Below are 18,544 nucleotides of genomic sequence, written 5' to 3' on the forward strand. Positions count from 1 at the left end.
CCTGCCCACGGAGCTTCGAGCCGAAGAGCGCACCCGGTCTTCAGTCCGCTTTCAAGTCGGCGTCAGCGGCTGCGCGCAAGCATCGGTGCCGCGCGGTCGCCCGGCTTGGCCCGGGTGTCGGCATAGGCGAGGCAGCTTTCGCCCCGGCCCTGGATCGCGGAACAGAGGCCCTGGGCCGAACCGCGATCGAAACCCTCCGCCGCGACCCGGAAGTAGCGGCGACCGTTCACCTGTGCCTCGGTAATACGCATCGTGTGGCCCTTGAGCCGAGGATCGTTCCGCAGATAGATGCCCCAGGCACGCTGGGCGCCGGCCATGGTGGTGAACGAGCCGAGCTGGACGAGATGGCGGCCGCTCGCGGCTGGCACGCGCACGGGTGCCGCCCTTGCAGGGCCCGCCTTCAGCGGCGCCACGCCCGCGAATGCCCGCTCGAGCGTGGTGCCTCCCGAAGTGGGCGCAGGCACATGCGCAGCGGCAGGCCGCTCGATCTCAACCGGCGCTTTGATTTCCGCAGACGCTGCCATGACGGTCGTCGCCGCCTCGCCGAATGCCCGCCCGTTCTCCAGCGCAGGCAGTTCTTCGGCCACCGCAGTCACAGGCGGCGTCGCCTGTGCGATCGCTACGGCTGTGGCGGTGCCTTCCCTCGCCCCGCCCAGCGCGAGCGACGCGGGCTGCCCGGTATCGGAGCGCAGCGGGGTACCCAGCAGCGCAGCGACGCGAACCTGCGTTTGCCCCGGGCGTGCCTGCGCGGCCCACTCCGCGATTCGGTTGTCGAGCTCGTCGGCAGGGACGTCCTGCGAAGCCACGACCCGGGCCTGCGACCAGCGGCCATCGAGAGCATAGGCGTAAGCCAGGTTCTGGCGCACCTTGGCGTTGTTCTCGCCGCCGCGCAGCGTGTCGGTGAGAAGCGCCACGGCCCTCCCCGGCTCTCCCGCAAGCGCCAGGGCAAGCCCCACGTCGCCTGCCGGGATACGGTCGTGCCAGCGCCGAAGCACCTCGATAGCCTCCGCGCTACGGCCCGAGCCGACGTACGAAAGCGCGAGGCTCAAACCGTTGCGCGGGCTTTCGTCGCCCAGCGCGATCGCATCCTCGAACGTGGTGGCCGCCGAAGCGAAACGCCCGGCAGCAAAGTATGTCTGCGCAAGCTCGGCGCGCGCCGAGGCGTTCGCCGGTGCCCGGGCAACCCGCGCCTCCGCCTTCGCGAGCAGCTTGTCCATCGGAGCGCCGCCCGCTTCAGCGGAAGACGCCTGCGTGACCGGGGCGCCGCCCGCGCCCGCGATCGGCGGCTGGCCCGCGCATCCACCCAGAAGCGCCGCCACCATCGCGGAGCAGAGAGTGAAGCCTGCATTGCGGGCGCTGCTGCTGGTGCGGTTCATATCCGGCAATCCCATCACGATACGCCAACGCGTCGGCCGAAGCCGCCCGCCGGTCGGGCCGCACCCTGCAGCGCCGCAAGCCCGGGCGCGGGAGCGGCGAAGACGGTGCGACGGAAGTTCTTCTCCAGCCTGTCGGCGACATAGTCCCACAGCACCGCGACTTCCTGCGCGGAGCGGCCGAGTGGATCCACCTCCATCACGGTTCGCCCGTCGATCATGGAAGCGGCGAAGTCGGTTCGCTGGTGGAGCGTGACCGGCGCTACCGTGCCATGCTGCGATAGCGCGACGGCGGCTTCCGCAGTGATGCGCGCCTTGGGCGTGGCACCGTTGACGACGAAAAGCAGCGGCTTGCCGGAACGCTCGCACAGGTCGACCGTGGCGCCGACGGCCCTCAGGTCGTGGGGGCTGGGACGGGTGGGAATGACGACCAGCTCGGCCAGCTGGATCACGGTCTGGATGGCGAGAGTGATAGCGGGAGGCGTGTCGATGACCGCCAGCCTGAAACCCTGCTGGCGCAGCGTCTGCAGGTCTGCCGCGAGGCGTCCCACGGTGGTCTGCGCGAAAGCGGGCATTTCGGCCTCGCGCTCGTTCCACCAGTCGGCAAGCGAGCCTTGCGGATCGATGTCGATAAGGACGACCGGACCGGCGCCCGCGCGCTGCGCCTGCACGGCGAGATGGCCGGACAGGGTCGTCTTGCCCGATCCGCCTTTCTGCGATGCCATTGCCACTACGCGCAAAATCGTTCCCCCCGAAGACGAGCCAAGGCTGCCACTGCCGTCGCGGGATTCGCAGAACGATCCTAACTTACGGTTAATCTCGTAGTTACTTGTGCCCGGCTCTTGGTCTTCGGCAACGCAGAACCGGGCCGTGCACCGCGCGTTAACGCTTAGCAGCTAGGCCATGGGTGGTTCGAAATGGGACTCGTGGTGCTTATTGCTGGCGTGGCGGTCGTCGCTGGGCTTAACCATCATCGCCTTTTCGAAGGCGATTTCGACTTTCCTCGAGGCTGAACGGGCACGACCGACTTGAGCACCTTTTCCCCCCTCCTGCGCGCCGGAATGGCAGTGCTCGGCGCTTCGGTGCTTGCTGCATCCCCTGCGCTGGCCGACGTGAAGGCCGGCGTGGATGCCTGGTCGGCGGGTGACTATGCCGGCGCCATCGCGCAGTGGCGGCCGCTTGCCGAGCGGGGCGATCCCGACGCGCAGTTCAACCTTGCGCAGGCGTACAAGCTGGGACGCGGCGTGCCCGCTGACCTCGGGAAAGCGGAAGACCTCTACGGCAAGGCGGCCGCGCGCGGCCATGCCCAGGCGGCGGACAGCTACGGCCTGCTGCTGTTCCAGCGGGGAGAGCGCAAGAGCGCGCTGCCCTACCTCGAGGCATCGGCCGCACGCGGCGATGCACGCGCGCAGTACATTCTGGGCGTCGCTCACTTCAACGGAGACATCGTCGCAAAGGACTGGGTGCGCGCCTATGCCCTGGTCAGCCTGGCGCAGCAGGAAGGCCTTGCGCAGGCTACCAGCGCAAAGGCGCAGATGGACCGGCACATCCCGCTCACCGATCGCCAGAAGAGCGTGCCCCTGGCTGCCCGGATCGCCGGCCAGGCGCAGGCGAACCGGCAGCGGCTCAACACTTCCGCAGAACTGGGCGCCCCGCTCGCGGCCCTTGAGCCAGTTCCTAAGCCCGGCATCGCGGAAGGCCCCGGCGCTCCCAAACCCGATGCCGCCGCCGCCCTGGCGGAAGGCCCAGCCGGTGCCGGAGCGGACTATACCCGCAGCAACGCCGTCCCGCCGGCAGAGCGTGCGCCGGCGCCTGCCCCACGGCAAAGCGCAGCGGCAAAGCCGGAGCGCAAAACCGCGAACACATCTCCCAAGGCCGCTCCCCGTGTGGCCGCTCCGTCCCCCGGCGGCCCCTGGCGGCTGCAACTGGGCGCGTTCGGAGTGGCCGGCAACGCCGAGGCGCTCTGGGCGCGAGTGCGCAGCCGGCCCGAGCTTGCGGGCCATTCAAGGGCGCTTGTCCCCGCCGGAAAGCTGACCAAGCTCCAGGCGACCGGTTTCGCCAGCCGGGCAGACGCCCAGGCGGCATGCGCGCGTCTCACCTCGGGCGGTTTCGGGTGCCTGCCGGTCAGGGACTGACGCAAGGCGTCGCAGGCGCCGTTCCGGGGCATCCACGGCTCGACACGCTGGACCTGATCCGCGGTGTTGCTGTGCTGGGGATACTTACCATCAACATCGGCGGCTTTGCCGGACCGATGATCGCCTCCACCTCGCCCAACCTGCCCTGGCCCGCCACCCGCATCGACGAGGCGGCTTTCGCGTTCAACTTCCTCCTTTTCGAAGGCAAGATGCGGGCACTGTTCTCGCTGCTCTTCGGCGCGGGGATCGTGCTGTTCTGGGAACGGGCGGAGGCGAAGGGACGCGATGGCGATTCGCTGCAGCTGCGCCGCCTCGGCTGGCTCATGCTGCTGGGGCTGCTGCACTACCTGCTGCTGTGGTGGGGCGACATCCTGTTCGTCTATGCCGTCTGCGGGTTCGCCGCGCTGCTGCTGCGCCCGCTCGGCAATGCCGTGCTTCTGACGCTGGCGCTGCTCCTCTATTACGGATGGCACGTGTGGGGCATGCTCGATGCCGCGGACGTCATCGCGGCCGAGACGGCGCTGCGCGATCATGTCGCCAGCCCTGCGCAGCTGCGCCTTGTCGCCGACCGCATCGCGCCGATGCACGCCTGGGCAGCGCAGGAACTGCGCGAAGCGGGTTTCGGGTACATCGAGCTGCTTCGCGTCAAGCTGGCGGAAAGGCCGTTCTGGCAGGTGCAGATGGTGTCCGGCGTCTTCTCCGAGACGCTGCCGCTGATGCTGATCGGCATGGTCTGTTACCGGTGCGGCTTCTTCGACGGCCGCCTCAGCCGCGGGCGCCTGCTGGAAATCTCGCTTGCCTGCACGCTGGCAGGCCTCGTGCTGACCGGCCTGTTCCTGGGCTGGGCATGGCCGCGCCATTTCCCGCCCCTTACCATGAACGCCGCGCTGGTCTGGGGGCTGGCGATGCCGCACCTGCTGGGTGGATGCGGCTATGCCGGCCTCCTCGTGCTCGCCGCTCCCCGGCTTGCACCCACATGGCTGGGACGCCGCCTGATCGCGGCGGGGCGCATGGCGTTCAGCAACTATGTCCTCACCAGCCTGGTCATGACCTTCCTGTTCTACGGCTGGGGCCTTGGCCTGTTCGCAAGGTTCGGAGCGCTCGAGCAGTGGCTCTTCGTGCTCGGCGGCTGGGCGCTCATGCTGGGCTGGAGCCCGGTGTGGCTGCGGCATTTCCGGCGCGGCCCGCTCGAATGGCTCTGGCGCTCGCTCGTCGAGCGAAGGGCGCTCACCAACCGCCTCTGACCATCTCTTTCAAAAATGCTATTGCGATCCATTCGCACCGGCATATATTGAACCGGGACTAGAGGATTCGCTCATGTACGTGTGCATCTGCAATGCCATCCGGGAAACCGAACTGCGCTGCGCCGCCCGGCGCTGTCGCGGCAGTGCCGAAGCCATTTACGGTTCGCTCGGACGCGCTCCTCAATGCCGCCAGTGCCTCGACGAGGCTGAAGACATCATCGCCGACGAGCTTTCGTCGAACGGAATGGGAATCTCTGCCACCGCCTGACATGACCTGACTTGAACTCCGGACCCTGTTTCGCCTATAGGCCGCGGCTCACATTGAGGAGTTCCCGCGCGATGAATGGTGACCAGAAGGTTATCGAGTTCCTGAACAAGGCCCTGTTCAACGAGCTGACGGCGATCAACCAGTACTGGCTGCACTATCGCATGCTCGACAACTGGGGCATCAAAAAGCTTGCCGAGTACGAGCGTCACGAATCGATCGACGAGATGAAGCACGCCGACGTGCTTGCCGATCGTATCCTGTTCCTGGGCGGACTCCCCAACTTCCAGTCGCTGGGCAAGCTGCGCGTCGGCGAGACGGTGGAGGAAATCCTGCGCGCCGACCTCGCGCTCGAATACGATGCCCTGCCCATGCTCAAGGAAGCCATCGCCCACGCCGAATCGGTGCGCGATTTCGTCAGCCGCGAGATCTTCGCGCGCATCCTCGAGAGCGAGGAAGAGCATGTCGATTTCCTGGAAAAGCAGTTCGACATGATCGAGCGCATGGGCATCCAGAACTACTGCCAGCTGCAGAGCAAGCCCGCCGAGGACTGAGGCGCTTCACTCCCTGCGGCTCTCCTCAGCCGCCAGTCATGCGGGAACCCGGCCCCCATCCGGCACTTGTGCCAGGAAGGAGCGGTCGGGTATCGCGTCCGGGACTGTCCAGGGGGGTAAGAATGAATTCACCGCGCAGCGATGCACAAGACGATGCCGGAGGCGAGCGCGGCCTCACGGCGGAGGACATCGGCTTCGCCGTCCTCGTCGTAGGCATCTCTCTTGCAGCCGCCTACCTCCTCGCGCCGTACTTCGGTGCCGTCCTGTGGGGCGTGGTGGCCGCGATCATGTTCCAGCCGCTCACCGCGAAGCTGGCGGAGCGCATGGGCGGCCGCAAGAACCTTGCGACATCCATCGTGCTGCTGGGCCTGGTGCTGCTCTTCGTGGTGCCGACGATCCTGCTGGGCATCAGCATCGTCAACGAAGCGACGGCGCTCTACCAGAAGATCTCCAGCGGCCAGATCGATTTCGGCCGCATCTTCCAGCAGATCCTGAACGCGCTGCCGGTCCGCCTGCGCAACCTGGTGGAGGAGTACGGCCTGACGGACTTTGATAACATCCGCCGCCAGTTCGGATCCAGCATCACCAGCGGCCTCCAGACCGTCGCGGGGCGCGCCCTCACGGTGGGCCAGGGCGCGCTGAGCTTCATCGCCGCGCTGGGTGTCATGCTGTACCTCAGCTACTTCCTGCTGCGCGACGGCGACCGATATGGAGAGATGGTGCGCACCAGCATGCCGCTCCACCCCGGCACCCGCGATTCGCTGATCGAGAATTTCCTCCTCGTGGTGCGCGCGACCATGCGCGGGACCGTCGTGGTCGGCGTCGTACAAGGCCTGCTCGGCGGCATCCTGTTCTCCGTCCTGGGGATCGAGGGCGCGCTGATCTGGGGCGTGCTGATGGGGTTCTTCTCGCTGCTGCCGGCCGTCGGCACGGGCATCATCTGGGTGCCTGTCGCGATCTACCTGTTCGCCGTCGGCGATACCGGGAAAGCGGCCATCGTGGTGTTCTGCGGTGTGTTCATCATCGGCATGGTCGACAACATCCTGCGCCCGATCCTGGTAGGCCGCGACACCCGCCTGCCCGACTTCGTGGTGCTGATCGCGACTCTGTCCGGGCTGGAGCTGTTCGGCCTGAACGGCTTCATCATCGGCCCTGTCATCGCGGCCCTGTTCATCTCGGTCTGGAACCAGCACCGCCATCGCCGCAGCGCAAAGCTGGAGAGTGATCGCACGGGCCTTCCGGTGCAGACGCCGGCCCTCGCCGCCCACGCGGTCGAGGAAGCGAGCGCCCACCCGTCCTGAGGGGCGGCAACCCGCTCTTCGCTTGTGCGGCTGTGCCTGCCCGCCATCGTCCCGGCCACCACCGGGACGATGGAACAGCCGATCAGTCCTTCGCGAACGGGTTCTTGGCGCTGCGCAGGTTGAGGCGGATCGGCACGGCGTCGAAACCAAGCTCGCGCCGCATCCCGTTAATCAGGTAGCGCTTGTAGCTTTCTGGCAGCAGGTCGAGGCGGGTGCCGAAGATGACGAAGCCCGGCGGACGGGTCTTCGCCTGCGTGATGTAGCGCAGCTTGATCCGCTTGCCGCCGGGCGCCGGCGGCGGATTGGCGGCAAGCGCATCGTCGAACCAGCGGTTCAGCGCCGAGGTGGGGACGCGGCGGCTCCATGCCTCGCGAATCGCGAAGCCGGTCGCGATCAGTTCGTCGATCCCCCGGCCGGTGCGTGCCGACACCGTCAACAGCGGCACGCCGCGAACCTGCGCCAGCCCGTCGTCGAGAGCGCCGCGGATGCCGTTGAACAGGCCCGAGGCATTTTCCGCCACGTCCCACTTGTTCACCGCGATGATCAGCGCCCGGCCTTCTTCCAGCACCTTGGAGGCAATGGTGAGGTCCTGGTGCTCAAGCCCGCGCGTGGCATCGAGCAGCAGCACGACCACTTCGGCAAAATCGATCGCGTGGCGCGCATCGGCGACGGCAAGGCGTTCGAGTTTCTCGGTCACGTTGGCGCGCTTGCGCATGCCGGCGGTGTCGATCAGCCGTACCCGGCGCACATCGCCGCTCTTGGGGTCCGTCCAATCCCAGTCGACCGCGATGGAATCGCGGGTGATCCCCGCCTCCGGGCCCGTGAGCAGGCGGTCCTCGCCCAGGATGCGGTTGATCAGCGTGGACTTGCCGGCATTCGGACGGCCGACAATGGCGAGCTTCAGCGGCGCCAACAGGCGCGCCTCCTCGTCTTCCTCTTCGGGGAATTCGAGTTCTTCGGGCTGGAGCGGATCGAGGTGCGGGAGCAGCGCCTCGAACAGGTCGGCCATGCCGACGCCATGCTCCGCCGACACCGCGATCGGATCGCCGAGACCGAGCGAGTACGCCTCCAGCACGCCGTGGTCGCCAGCGCGGCCTTCCGCCTTGTTGGCGAGCACGATCACGGGCACGGGCGAGGCACGCAGCCACTGGCCGATCTCCTCGTCCAGCGGCGTGAGGCCTGCCCGCGCATCGACCACCAGCAGCGCGACGTCGGCGGTTTCCAGAGCGGCCTCGGTCTGCTTGCGCATGCGGCCGGGAAGCGTTTCCGCCTCGTCGTCCTCCCACCCGGCGGTGTCGACGATCTGGAACTTGAGGCCGAGCAGTTCGGCATCGCCGAAGCGGCGGTCGCGGGTGACGCCGGGCTGATCGTCGACCAGCGCGAGCTTCTTGCCGACGAGCCGGTTGAACAGCGTGGACTTGCCGACGTTGGGTCGGCCGATGATGATGACTTGAGGAAGCATGATTCCCACCGCTTGGGGATTTCCGGCGCTTTTGGCAAGCATTGCGCGCCTCGCGTCAGGTTTCCGGAAGCGCCGCACGTCCGGCGAGTTCCCCTGCCGGGCGCTTCAAGACGGTCAGGCGCTCGGAAACTGCGGTAAAATTTCGCGCTGCTCCGGCGTTTCCCGGAACAAAACCTTGCGCTGTGATTAACCACCATCGGCAGACAGCTGATAACCTTCCCACACCACAAGGGCGGGCATGAGGGAATACCGCATAGCATTGGTTCTGGCGCTGGCCGCCGGGTGTGTGGCTCCGGTGCAGGCGCGCACCGCCATTGAGGAGGCCCGCGACGACGCGGGGCCACGCGCGGCGCTCACAGCGCCGGCCGCGCCCCGAGCCAGCGACCACCTTGAATGCGTGCCTTTCGCCCGCAGCACGTCCGGGATCCAGATCTACGGCGATGCCCATACCTGGTGGGGACAGGCGAAGGAGCGCTATGCAACGGGGCAGGCGCCGCGCGTCGGCGCCGTGATGGCGATCCGCCCGTTCAACAATTCACGGCTGGGCCACGTCGCCACGGTCAGCCGGATCATCGATTCGCGCACGATCCTGCTCAGCCATGCCAATTGGTCCTCGCCCGGACAGATCGAGCGCAACGTGACCGCGCTCGACGTCTCGCCCGCGAACGACTGGAGCCAGGTGCGCATCTGGTATGCGCCGAGCGGCGGGTTGGGAACCACGCACTGGCCGGTGGAGGGCTTCATCTATAACGCGAGGCCCGGCGCCGCGCCGCAGGCGCTCCCGCTGCCAGGCAGCCGCGCGGAGAAAGCCCCGGCGAAGTCCATGCGTTCGGCAAAGGCACGGGGCGCTGAAAGGCCGGGGCGCCGCAGCGATCCCATCGGGGCGATCATCGCCGGGCGTTACTGAACCCGCACGGATCAAAGGCATCGTTGCTCCCCGCACGAGCGGGAAGCGGATGCACGATCAGTCCTTCTTCGCGACGGGCGCGTCTTCGCCGATGTCCTCGTACCAGGCTTCCACCGGGCCGGAGAGCTTGATCGTCAGCGGCTGGCCGTGGCGGTCCATCGACTTGCCCGCCTGCACGCGGATCCAGCCTTCCGGGATCGAGTATTCCTCGACGTTCGTGCGCACGGTGCCCTTGAAGCGGATCCCGATGCCGCGACGCAGCTTCTCCTCGTCGAAGAAGGGGCTGCGCGGATTGATCGCGATGCGGTCGGGCGGCACGTCGGGGCCGGTCTGGGCGGGCGTGGGGGTCTCTTCGGTCATGGCGTCGCGTTTAGATTGAGATCGGCGCTTGTCAATTCGATCCGAACCGTCTAGGGGCCCGCTTCCGCACTGATGCGGGCGCGTAGCTCAGTGGTAGAGCACACCCTTCACACGGGTGGGGTCGCAGGTTCAATCCCTGCCGCGCCCACCATCCTTCCCCGGATGGCTTTGGATACGCTGCGGCTTTTTCCTTCGACATCGGCGGCATAACCTTCAGCGGCGTCTTGCGGGCGCAACCTGTGCGCGGCATAGGCTGCGACCATGCACGATATCCGCCAGATCCGCGAAAATCCCGAAGCCTTCGACGCCGGCCTTGCCCGCCGCGGGGTCGCTCCCGTCTCCTCCCAGATCGTGGCGCTCGACGAGCAGCGCCGCGCCCTCGCCACCCGCGCGCAGGAAAGCCAGAACCGCCGCAACGAGGCATCGAAGGCGATCGGCAAGGCAATGGCGCAGGGCGATACCGCCACCGCCGAAGCGCTCAAGGCCGAAGTCGCCAGCCTGAAGGACAGCCTTCCCGCGCTCGAGACCGAAGAGAAGGAAGCCGCGGCAAAGTTGAACGACCTGCTCGCTGGCCTTCCCAACCTCCCGCTCGATACCGTACCCAAGGGCGCGGACGAGAGCGGCAACCTCGAGGTATCGCGCTGGGGCACGCCGCGCGACTTCGCCTTCACCCCTCGCGAGCATGCCGACATCGGCCCTGCCCTCGGCCTCGATTTCGAGACCGGCGCCCTTCTCTCGGGCGCGCGCTTCACCTTCCTGAAGGGTCAGATGGCGCGCCTTCACCGTGCGCTCGCCCAGTTCATGCTCGATACGCAGACCGGCCGTAACGGCTTCATGGAGTGCAACGTGCCGCTGCTGGTGCGTGACGATGCCGTCTATGGCACCGGGCAGTTGCCCAAGTTCTCCGAGGACCTGTTCCGCACCACCGACGGGCGCTGGCTGATCCCCACCGCCGAAGTGAGCCTGACCAACGCGGTACGCGAGCAGATCGTGGAGCCTGCCACCCTTCCCTTGCGCATGACCGCGCTCACCCCCTGCTTCCGCTCGGAAGCGGGCGCGGCCGGTCGCGACACGCGCGGCTTCATCCGCCAGCACCAGTTCGAGAAGGTGGAGCTTGTCACCATCTGCCGGCCCGAGGAAAGCGAGGCCGAGCACGCGCACATGCTCGCCTCGGCGGAAGCGGTGCTGCAGGCGCTCAACCTGCCTTATCGCAAGATGCTCCTGTGCGCGGGGGACATGGGGGCGACGGCGCGCATCACTTACGATCTCGAAGTCTGGCTGCCCGGCCAGCAGGCCTACCGCGAGATCAGTTCCGTTTCGAACTGCGGGGATTTCCAGGCTCGCCGCATGAACGCCCGCTTCAAGCCCGAGAGCGCGAAAAAGACCGAGTTCGTCCATACGCTGAACGGCTCCGGGCTTGCCGTTGGCCGCACGCTCGTCGCAGTTCTCGAGAACTACCAGCAGGAGGACGGCTCGGTGACGGTGCCCGAAGTGCTGCGGCCCTGGATGGGTGGGATCGAAAGGCTGGAAGCGCTCGGCTGACCCGGTCGCATTTCGCTGGCGACGGCCTCGCACAAGATGGTTAAAGGCACTTCCATGCGTATCCTCCTCACCAACGACGACGGCATCAACGCTCCCGGTCTCTATGTCCTGGAGAAGATCGCCGCCCAGCTTTCGGACGACATCTGGATCTGCGCGCCCAGCGAGGAGCAGTCGGGAGCGGGTCACTCGCTAACCCTCACGCGCCCGGTGCGCCTGCGCCAGCATGCCGAGCGGCGTTTCTCGGTAACGGGGACGCCTACCGATGCGGTGACGATGGGCCTGAAGAAAGTGCTTCCCGGCCCGCCCGACCTCATCCTCTCGGGCGTCAATCGCGGCGCGAACCTTGGCGACGACGTGACGTATTCCGGCACCGTCTCCGCGGCGCTGGAAGGCGCGCTGGCGGGCGTGCGCTCGATCGCGCTGAGCCAGGTCTACTCGCGGGAAGGTTTGGGCGATTCGGTCAGCTTCTCCGCCGCCGAGGAATGGGGCGCCCGGGTCCTGCGCCCGTTGCTCGACCAGCCTTTCGCCCCGCGCACGCTGGTCAACGTCAACTTCCCCGCTCTTGCCGGCGAAGCGGTGAAGGGCATTCGCGTGGTGCGCCAGGGCTTCCATGACTATGCCCGGGGCTCGGTGGTGGAAGGCATGGATCCGCGCGGCTTCCCCTATTTCTGGTTCGGCCTGCACGGCATCGAGCATACGCCCGGACACGAGACCGACCTCGAGGCGATCGCCGAAGGGTACATCGCGGTGACCCCGCTTCACCTCGACCTGACGCATGACGCCTCGCTCAAGGCCATGGCGGAGCGCTACGGCCAGTGATGCGCGCGGCTCGTCTTCGCGGGATGCTGCTGGCCGGGGCGCTGCTGACTGCTGTCCCGGCACTCGCGCAGGAGGCGAACCCGGCGCGAGAGAGCGTACACGTCGTCGCCCCGGGCGAAACGCTGAACGGAATCGCCAATCGCGCCGGAGTGTCGGCAAAGGAGATCGCGGCTGCGAACCGGCTTGCGGAGCCTTTCGTCGTGCGGGCAGGCCAGAAGCTGTCGATCCCGCGCAAGGCGGCGGTGAGCCCGAAAGCGCAACCCCTTGCGCCCGCGCGCGGGGATACTCCCCCCGACATCGCCGCGGGCAAGGCTGCCCGCACGGCGGCGCGCACTGCCGCGCGCGTCATCGAGGCACGCGCTCCTTCCCCGGCGACTTCCCCCGGGCTTGCCAGCGAGACTTCGCACCGCGTCACGGCGGGCGAGACGCTGGGCGGCATAGCGGCGCGCGCGAAAGTGCCGCGCATCCTGATCGCCGAGGCGAACGGCCTGCAGCCGCCCTTCGACGTGCGGGTCGGAGAGGTCCTGCGCATCCCGCGCACGCGCCACCATGCGGTCAGGAGCGGCGACACCGGCTTTTCGATCTCTATGGACTATGCCGTTCCGTGGGAGCAGATCGCCCTTGCCAACAACCTTGACCCGGCAGCCCCGGTGAAGGCCGGGCAGGACCTGCTGATCCCGACTTTGCTCGACCCCGCCGCAGCGGGCGTGAAGACGCGTTCTCCCGTCCCGCCCGCAGCGCGCCCGGCGGCCAGCTCCAACGCCGCTTCCGCCGCGCGTTTCGCCTGGCCGGTCGCCGGACCGATACGCCGCCGCTATGACGGCGCCGGAAGCGATTACCACGATGGGCTCGACATCACCGCGCCGCGCGGAACAATGGTGCGCGCCGCCGCCGCCGGCACCGTCGCTTTCGCGGGACCGGAAAAGGAGCAGTTCGGCAACCTTGTCGTCATCGATCATGGCAACGGCTGGCACACCGCCTACGGGTTCCTCAGCCGGGTCACGGTGAAGGAAGGCGCGAAAGTGGCCGCGGGCGAGCGGGTGGGCCTGGTCGGGGACACCGGCCGCGCACGGGGCGCCGAACTTCACTTTGAAGTGCGGCGCGACGGCAAGCCGGTCGATCCCCTGGCGGAACTGCCCCCCGAACGCCCGAAAGCACCATGAGCTTCCTCCGGTGAGCGCCCTCCCGCCCAAGCGGCGCTCGCGGCCTTCATTGGCCAAGCCGCTGAGGCGCGCCGTCGCCCTGCCCGTCTGGGCCGACCTCGGCCTGAGGCTCGGCGCAGCCTTCGCGCTCGTCTTCATCGTCGTGCTGGTCCACTGGATCGACCGGGAGGGCCTGAAGGACACGCACGACGGGGCGATCAGCTTCCTCGACGTCGTCTACTTCACGATGATCTCGATCACCACCACGGGCTTCGGGGACATCGCGCCCGTCAGCGACAAGTCGCGCCTGATCGAAGCGGTGATCGTCACGCCGATCCGCTTCGCCGTAATCTTCATCTTCGTGGGCACCGCCTACAACTTCATCATCAAGCGCAGCTGGGAGACGTGGCGCATGAAGCGCATCCAGGAACGCCTTGCGGATCACATCGTCGTGCTCGGCTACGGGGTCAGCGGGTCGGAAGCCGTGCAGGAACTGATCGCGCGCGGCACGCAGGCCTCGTGCATCGTCGTCGTCGATCCCTCCTCCGCGCGCCTCAGGAGGGCCGAGCAGGTGGGGTGCAACGTGCTTGAGGGAGACGCCACCCGCGACGAGACGCTGGCCGCCGTGCGGGTCGGGCTCGCGCGTTCGATCCTCATTTCGGCGGGCCGCGACGACACGACGATCCTGATCGTGCTCACCGCGCGCCACCTTGCCCCGGGGGTCCCCATCACTGCCGTGGTACGCGCGGATGACAACGAGCTGCTGGCGCGCCAGGCGGGCGCGGACAACGTCATCAACCCGGTGCGCTTCACCGGCCTGCTGCTGGCGGGCTCGGCCGAAGGGCAGCACATCGCCGAATACATGTCGGACCTCGCCTCGGTGGGTGGCCGCGTGCAGCTGGTGGAGCGCCCCGTCAAGCCCGAGGAAGTCGGCCTGCCGCTGGAGCGGATCGGCACCGGCAAGGGGGTGCGCATCTATCGCGGCGGCCGCGCCATCGGGTTCTGGGAGCCCGAGGCCCATGTCCTCGAGGCGGGCGACGTCATCGTCGAGGTCGCCGCCTCGTGCGAGCAGGAAGCCTCAGCCTAGAAGCCAGAACACCAGGCCCATGGCAAGGTAGGCGACGAGCCAGAACAGGCAGTCCACCATGCGGCGCGCAGGCTCGCTGCGGCCGCGGACATGGGTCAGCCATACGGCCGGGACCACGAAGGCGACGGCGACACCGCCGGTCTGCATGAAGTAGAGCCAGGGCTTCACCGCCAGCGTCTCGGCGCCGATGCGGGCGAACATGTGGCCCAGCATGGCGGCGCTGATCAGGAACACCATGGCGACCACCGCATAGTTCCCCGCCCGCTGGGAATGGCCTGGGAGCAATTGCCGCCCGGTGCGGAACAGCGGTCCGTGCCAGACGATCCCGATCGCCACCGCAAGGGCAGCGGCCAGCACCACGGCCAACCAGTTCACAGGACCCATCGCGACACCCCTTCATGTTCCAACCGGTGCATTCAACATAGGGGGTGTTGCAGGCGCCGATCCGATAGGCAAGCAAGGCTCTTGCCTGCAATCGATTCGCATCCGATTCGCTTTTTCGTGACTCCCGCGCCTAATGAGCGTATCGGGCGCGCCAATCCCATGGCTATAGAACTCCCCTCCCCGCCGAAAGTCGGCATGGTCAGCCTCGGCTGCCCCAAGGCGCTCGTCGATTCCGAGCGCATCCTCACGCGCCTGCGGGCCGACGGCTACACGATGAGCGCGGATTATTCCGGCGCCGACGTGGTCCTCGTCAACACCTGCGGGTTCCTGGACTCCGCCAAGGAGGAAAGCCTCTCCGCCATCGGCGAGGCGATCGCCGAGAACGGCAGGGTCATCGTGACCGGCTGCATGGGCAACGAGGCCGAAGTGATCCGCGCCCGGTTCCCGCAGGTCCTCGCCGTGACCGGCGCGCACCAGTACGAGGCCGTCGTGGAAGCCGTGCACGAGGCCGCCCCGCCCGAGCTGAGCCCGTATCTCGACCTCATCCCGCAAGCCTACGACGAGGCGGGAGTGAAGCTCACTCCGCGCCATTACGGGTACCTGAAGATCTCGGAAGGCTGCAACCACGCTTGCAGCTTCTGCATCATCCCTTCGCTGCGCGGCAAGCTGGCGAGCCGGCGGATCGATGCGGTGCTGCGCGAGGCGGAGAAGCTGGTCCAGGCGGGCACGCGCGAGCTTCTCGTCATCAGCCAGGACACTTCGGCCTACGGCGTCGACGTGCGGCACGAGGAGCGCATGTGGAAGGACCGGAATGTGCGCACCCACATGACCGATCTTGCCCGCGAGCTGGGCGGGCTCACCGATTCGCAGGGCCGCAAGCCCTGGGTGCGCCTGCACTACGTCTACCCCTACCCCCACGTCGACCAGGTCATTCCGCTCATGGCCGAGGGGCTGCTGACGCCCTACCTCGACATCCCCTTCCAGCATGCGGCGCCTTCGGTGCTCAGGTCGATGAAGCGGCCCGCGAACGAAGCCAAGGTGCTCGACCGGCTTCGCAAGTGGCGCGAGATCTGCCCTGACATCGCCATCCGTTCCAGCTTCGTTGTCGGCTTCCCCGGCGAGACCGAGGCGGACTTCCAGTACCTGCTCGACTGGCTGGACGAAGCCCAGCTCGACCGCGTGGGCGCTTTCCGCTTCGAGCCTGTGGAAGGCGCATCGGCCAACCACCTTCCCGATCCGGTGCCGGAAGAGGTGAAGGAAGAGCGCTACCAGCGCATCATGGAAAAGACCGCAGCGATCAGCGCCGCCAAGCTCGCCGCCAAGGTCGGACGCGTGCTGCCCGTCATCATCGACGAAGTGGGCGAGCCCGACGAAGACGGTGACGTCGGTGCAACGGGCCGCTCCGAAGCGGATGCTCCCGAGATCGACGGAAACGTGTTCCTGCGCGATGCTGCTGGCCTGCAAGTCGGTGATATCGTTGAAGTTCTTGTAGAAGATGCGGACGAGCACGACCTTTTTGGCGCCGTTCTGCAAAGTTGACGCACAGCGCACGGACCACGACTGTTGCATGACGTGCAACTGACGTAATGGTTTTCGCGTTTGCCGGAATCGGCCTCTGGCGGCATATGGAGCGGGCCTTTCAGGCATCCTCTCCCAAAACTTTCATAGGGCTGGTCTTCGGACCGGCCCTTTTTTTGGCCATTTTCGGCAGGTGCTCGTAGCTGGCAGGCCATTCTCCGCGGGCTCCTTTGCCTCTGGCGTGGGAGCGCGATCATGCCGGGATGCCGGTGGGCCCCTCGTCGCCATGCTGGCCGCCAGCTTGACTTTCCGAACCATATAGGTTATACGCTCCGGCATCCGCTCCCTGAGGTACACAGGGCAAGCGGATCATCGGGCCGGCGCCGGGGGCATGAAAGCCCACCTGTGCCCGCACCGGAAGGGTTCACGAGCCGTCCTTCGAGGCGGCAGGGTCCAGGGCAAACGGCGCGGCTCCCGATAAGAGAGCGCTTCCCCCGGGACCTGTGGAGCCGGCACCTTATCGCGAGCCCGCGTGCCGGATCCGAGCCACTTTCGCTGAGGGTCGAGCTGGACTGTTCCTGTGCTTTCCAGCCGTTCGCAAGGCGCACACGCTTCGGCGACCCCCAAACCGGGCCGCCCCCGAACGCCGGCCCGATACCCGTCAAGGGTACCAACGCCAAAGCGCTCTCCTCCCCGGCATAAGGCCCGCACTCGCCAGCGGGAATATTCGCGCGTCCGCTGCAATCGCCATCACGATGGCTCGTCAGGGGTTCTCGCAGGCTACTTGCGACCTGCTCAAACAGCGAAATTACGCCGGTTGCGATGACAGGCCGCGCCATTCGCGCCCTAGATGCATTCCTTGCAACTTTGCCCAATCTTTTCGCATTTGCAGCAAAGCACCGATTTCGACATAAGGATCGGGCCTTTCAGGCATCCTCTCCCAAAACTTATACAGGGCTGGTCCTCGGACCGGCCCTTTCTTTTTGCCGTCGATGGGCGGCGCGAACAGGCACGCGTCACTTGGCTCGTGGGTGGGCTGGCGAACTTCGTACAATTGTCCTAGCGGTGAGCCCATGGCCACCGCAGCGCGAATCTTCACTGCCGCCCTTGTCGTCATCGGCGACGAGATCCTGTCCGGGCGCACGCACGACAAGAACATCGCCCAAATTGCAGCCTGGCTGCAGGTGCAGGGCATCCGCCTCAAGGAAGTCCGCGTCGTGGCAGACGACACTGCCGCCATTGTCGAGGCGGTGAACCTGCTGCGCGCGCGCAACGATTATCTCTTCACTACCGGCGGGATCGGCCCGACGCATGACGACATCACCGTCGATGCCATCGCGCAGGCGGTCGGCGTCCCGGTGGTGGTCCACCCCGAAGCGCAGGCGATCCTGGAGGATTACTACGAAACCCGAGGCGGACTGACCGAGGCGCGCCTGCGCATGGCCCGCACGCCCGAGGGCGCCGCTCTCATCCCCAACCGTTATAACGGCGCGCCTGGCATCCGCTGGGGCAACGTGTTCATCATGGCCGGCGTGCCCAGCATCACCGCAGGCATGCTGGATGCGCTCTCCGGCCAGCTCGAGGGCGGCGCGCCGCTCCTGTCCGAGACGATCGGTTGCTGGGTCGGCGAGAGCGAAGTGGCCGATCTCCTGCGCCGCACGGAAAAGGCCTTCGAGACCTGCCAGATCGGCTCCTATCCCTTTTGGGGCGAGGGGCGTACCGGCGCCAACTTCGTCATCCGCTCGGTCGATGCGCAGGACCTTGCCGCCTGCGTCCGGGCGCTGAGCGAAGGGCTCGCCGCGATGGACCGTCCGGCGGTGCCGGGTGGCATCTGAGCTTATCGCAGCTTTCGCGCTGATGGCCTCTCCCGCAGTTCCCGCCCCGGCGCCCGTGCCGACCCTCGCTCAGTTCGAGGCAGTCCTGCGCCGTCACGATAGCGCCACCCTTGCCCTCGAGGAATGGTGCGCCCTGCGGCAGATCGCACGCCCCGCCGCCGTCACCGCCCGCGTCCTCGCTCCTGCCGAGGCTCCTACCCGCCTTCCCACAGCTCCCGGCCCCCACCATGATCCGGCGCGCAAACTCGAGCTGAAAGACGGCGAAGCAGTCACCTTGCGCAACGTCAGCCTGAGTTGCGGCGGGACGGTGCTGTCCGTGGCGTGGAACTGGTACGTGCCCGCGCGCCTCTCTCGCGAAATGAACGAGGCCCTGCGATCGAGCCAGGCGCCGTTCGGCAAGGTCGTCGCCCCCCTCGGCTTCCGCCGTCGCCCGCTGTCGATCGTGGCAGGGCCTGCCCGCGGTTGCCCCGCCGACACGATTTCGACGCACGAGGCCATGCTCGTGCTGCCGGACGGAACGCCGCTGGCCTATCTGGTAGAGTGCTACACCGCCGCGAACCTGGAGCCCCTGCCCCGGTAAATCGCGCTGACCGACACCCAGGGCCTCTGCCGCAGA

At 67.4% G+C, this 18,544-nt stretch carries 18 protein-coding genes and 1 tRNA gene; 14 read left to right on the top strand and 5 right to left on the bottom strand.

The features are described from left to right. Positions 1–62: 62 nt before the first annotated feature. Complete coding sequence (locus GR702_RS06205; protein WP_160985096.1) at positions 63–1,376, bottom strand: SPOR domain-containing protein; 1,314 nt, start codon at positions 1,374–1,376, stop codon at positions 63–65. Positions 1,377–1,390: 14 nt separating this feature from the next. Further along, the gene (locus GR702_RS06210; RefSeq protein WP_160985097.1) at positions 1,391–2,113 is read right to left on the bottom strand and encodes a ParA family protein; all 723 of its coding nucleotides are present in this window, start codon (positions 2,111–2,113) and stop codon (positions 1,391–1,393) included. 288 nt (positions 2,114–2,401) lie between these two features. Between GR702_RS06210 and GR702_RS06215 the strand changes: the two genes are divergently transcribed. The 5 genes from GR702_RS06215 to GR702_RS06235 all read left to right on the top strand — a co-directional run bounded on the left by GR702_RS06215 (position 2,402) and on the right by GR702_RS06235 (position 6,872). Beyond that, positions 2,402–3,508 (top strand): SPOR domain-containing protein, encoded by a 1,107-nt coding sequence (locus GR702_RS06215; protein WP_337192536.1) that lies wholly within the window; start codon positions 2,402–2,404, stop codon positions 3,506–3,508. Next, the gene (locus GR702_RS06220) at positions 3,457–4,752 is read left to right on the top strand and encodes a DUF418 domain-containing protein (RefSeq protein ID WP_202408082.1); all 1,296 of its coding nucleotides are present in this window, start codon (positions 3,457–3,459) and stop codon (positions 4,750–4,752) included. The genes GR702_RS06215 and GR702_RS06220 overlap by 52 nt, the downstream gene beginning before the upstream one ends. Positions 4,753–4,825: 73 nt before the next feature. Next, entirely contained in the window at positions 4,826–5,020 is a 195-nt protein-coding gene (locus GR702_RS06225; protein WP_160985098.1) for a (2Fe-2S)-binding protein, read from the top strand. Between the two features lie 71 nt (positions 5,021–5,091). Continuing rightward, the gene (bfr, locus tag GR702_RS06230; RefSeq protein ID WP_160985099.1) at positions 5,092–5,571 is read left to right on the top strand and encodes a bacterioferritin; all 480 of its coding nucleotides are present in this window, start codon (positions 5,092–5,094) and stop codon (positions 5,569–5,571) included. A 122-nt stretch (positions 5,572–5,693) separates the two neighbouring features. Continuing rightward, positions 5,694–6,872: an AI-2E family transporter gene (locus GR702_RS06235; protein WP_160985100.1), complete on the top strand. Its 1,179-nt coding sequence runs from the start codon at positions 5,694–5,696 to the stop codon at positions 6,870–6,872. 82 nt (positions 6,873–6,954) lie between these two features. On the opposite strand, the gene der is transcribed toward GR702_RS06235, so the two are convergent. After that, on the bottom strand, positions 6,955–8,334 hold the full coding sequence (gene der, locus GR702_RS06240; RefSeq protein WP_160985101.1) for a ribosome biogenesis GTPase Der: 1,380 nt from the start codon (positions 8,332–8,334) through the stop codon (positions 6,955–6,957). 238 nt (positions 8,335–8,572) lie between these two features. Between der and GR702_RS06245 the strand changes: the two genes are divergently transcribed. Continuing rightward, positions 8,573–9,241, top strand: coding sequence for a CHAP domain-containing protein (locus GR702_RS06245; protein WP_160985102.1), 669 nt, complete (start codon positions 8,573–8,575; stop codon positions 9,239–9,241). Positions 9,242–9,298: 57 nt separating this feature from the next. On the opposite strand, the gene GR702_RS06250 is transcribed toward GR702_RS06245, so the two are convergent. Further along, complete coding sequence (locus tag GR702_RS06250) at positions 9,299–9,601, bottom strand: DUF3297 family protein (protein WP_160985103.1); 303 nt, start codon at positions 9,599–9,601, stop codon at positions 9,299–9,301. Positions 9,602–9,677: 76 nt separating this feature from the next. Between GR702_RS06250 and GR702_RS06255 the strand changes: the two genes are divergently transcribed. The 5 genes from GR702_RS06255 (at position 9,678) to GR702_RS06275 (ending at position 14,191) form a co-directional block, all read left to right on the top strand. Next, positions 9,678–9,752 (top strand) — tRNA-Val (locus GR702_RS06255). 110 nt (positions 9,753–9,862) lie between these two features. Beyond that, positions 9,863–11,143, top strand: a complete 1,281-nt coding sequence (serS, locus tag GR702_RS06260; protein ID WP_160985104.1) for a serine--tRNA ligase — start codon at positions 9,863–9,865, stop codon at positions 11,141–11,143. A 54-nt stretch (positions 11,144–11,197) separates the two neighbouring features. After that, on the top strand, positions 11,198–11,962 hold the full coding sequence (gene surE, locus GR702_RS06265; protein WP_160985105.1) for a 5'/3'-nucleotidase SurE: 765 nt from the start codon (positions 11,198–11,200) through the stop codon (positions 11,960–11,962). Continuing rightward, entirely contained in the window at positions 11,962–13,125 is a 1,164-nt protein-coding gene (locus GR702_RS06270) for a LysM peptidoglycan-binding domain-containing M23 family metallopeptidase (RefSeq protein WP_237449578.1), read from the top strand. The genes surE and GR702_RS06270 overlap by 1 nt, the downstream gene beginning before the upstream one ends. A gap of 10 nt (positions 13,126–13,135) precedes the next feature. Then, on the top strand, positions 13,136–14,191 hold the full coding sequence (locus tag GR702_RS06275) for an NAD-binding protein (protein WP_160985106.1): 1,056 nt from the start codon (positions 13,136–13,138) through the stop codon (positions 14,189–14,191). Here the strand turns inward: GR702_RS06275 and GR702_RS06280 are convergent. Then, positions 14,183–14,575 (bottom strand): DUF1761 domain-containing protein, encoded by a 393-nt coding sequence (locus GR702_RS06280; protein WP_160985107.1) that lies wholly within the window; start codon positions 14,573–14,575, stop codon positions 14,183–14,185. The two genes, GR702_RS06275 and GR702_RS06280, sit on opposite strands and share 9 nt — an antisense overlap. 159 nt (positions 14,576–14,734) lie before the next feature. Between GR702_RS06280 and rimO the strand changes: the two genes are divergently transcribed. From rimO to GR702_RS06295, 3 genes are all read left to right on the top strand, one after another. Further along, positions 14,735–16,114, top strand: coding sequence for a 30S ribosomal protein S12 methylthiotransferase RimO (gene rimO, locus GR702_RS06285; RefSeq protein ID WP_160985108.1), 1,380 nt, complete (start codon positions 14,735–14,737; stop codon positions 16,112–16,114). A gap of 1,052 nt (positions 16,115–17,166) precedes the next feature. Then, the gene (locus GR702_RS06290; RefSeq protein ID WP_160985109.1) at positions 17,167–17,928 is read left to right on the top strand and encodes a competence/damage-inducible protein A; all 762 of its coding nucleotides are present in this window, start codon (positions 17,167–17,169) and stop codon (positions 17,926–17,928) included. Then, positions 17,918–18,508: a hypothetical protein gene (locus GR702_RS06295; RefSeq protein WP_337192537.1), complete on the top strand. Its 591-nt coding sequence runs from the start codon at positions 17,918–17,920 to the stop codon at positions 18,506–18,508. Before GR702_RS06290 ends, GR702_RS06295 begins: the two co-directional genes overlap by 11 nt. Positions 18,509–18,544: the final 36 nt, after the last annotated feature.

This window comes from Novosphingobium silvae, assembly GCF_009856825.1.
Taxonomy (GTDB): Bacteria; Pseudomonadota; Alphaproteobacteria; order Sphingomonadales; family Sphingomonadaceae; genus Novosphingobium; species Novosphingobium silvae.